Raw genomic sequence first — 1,031 nt, 5'->3', positions numbered from 1 at the left:
GTTGATTTTATTGGCAGTTTTGAATCTCCTTAAGTTACCCAGTTCACCTAGAAGACCCACAGTGGTCTTTTCACCGAAGCCTGGAATGCTCATGAGGATATTGAATTCAGGTAGTTCTTGAGCCTGTTTTATCATTCCCTCAATCACTTTCACTTGCTCATCATGATTTTGGCTTAATTTACGGCAAAGAGCCTGAACTTGATAAACCATGTGAGATTCCACTGGCACAGCAGGATAACTCCGTGAAGCCAGCTCGAAGAGCTTGCGACCAACTTGGTTGGCTCGCTTCTCGGACATGTGATAACTACCATTTCTTTGAATCATGTTACTAAGTTCAGGGAAGGAATATTTCAACGCAATTGTGGCATGTGGAAATAGTTCTACCATTTTCCAGTATTGAGTGCCATCGGTATGAGAAAAAATCTGTTCAATTTCTGGAAAAGTATCCTGTAAGGCCTTGTGAAGCTGATTTTTAAGCTTTACTAAATCAGCAACACACTGCTGATAATATCTATTTTCACGCATGAGTTCTTTATATACTTCATCCTGTTCAAGCGTTATCGGACGGGATAATACATACTGAGAATCAGCTAAATTCAAGGCATCATTGACATCATTTTTATTCGGCCGAAGACGATCCATCTCTTTCTTAGCGGAAAGGGGATTAAGTTGAGAAAAAGAGTATCCATTGTTCACCAAAAATGTACGTAAACGGTGTGAGTAGACTCCCGTTGCCTCAAACACAATTTCTGTTTGTCCTGCATATTGATTGATTTTGCTCTTCAGTTCAGTAAAGCCAATTAGGTCATTGGTAATTTTAAATTGCGCTCTGACCTCATGGTCAGCAGTAATTGCTACCTGAGATGTCTGTTTTGAAACGTCGATTCCTACAATAATTCGCATTAAATCACACCTTTCAAAGGATTGAAGCATGTTTGACTAACAACCTAGGATTTAATTTTCAATACTCGGCGTCTAGCGCCTAACTTACTTAGACCAACCTAATAGATTGCCAGCGAAACAGCCATTTT

Annotated in this window: 1 protein-coding gene; it reads right to left on the bottom strand. The window is 39.7% G+C overall.

The window, feature by feature from the left end:
• On the bottom strand, nt 1-933 hold a 933-nt coding region (locus IWT5_RS11790; protein ID WP_143443103.1), incomplete at its 3' end, for an IS110 family transposase.
• Between the last annotated feature and the right edge of the window lie 98 nt (nt 934-1,031).

The organism is Secundilactobacillus mixtipabuli, assembly GCF_002217925.1.
Lineage (GTDB): Bacteria > Bacillota > Bacilli > Lactobacillales > Lactobacillaceae > Secundilactobacillus > Secundilactobacillus mixtipabuli.
Note: the sequence above shows the minus strand (reverse complement) of the source record. Positions and strands in the feature narration are given on the sequence as shown.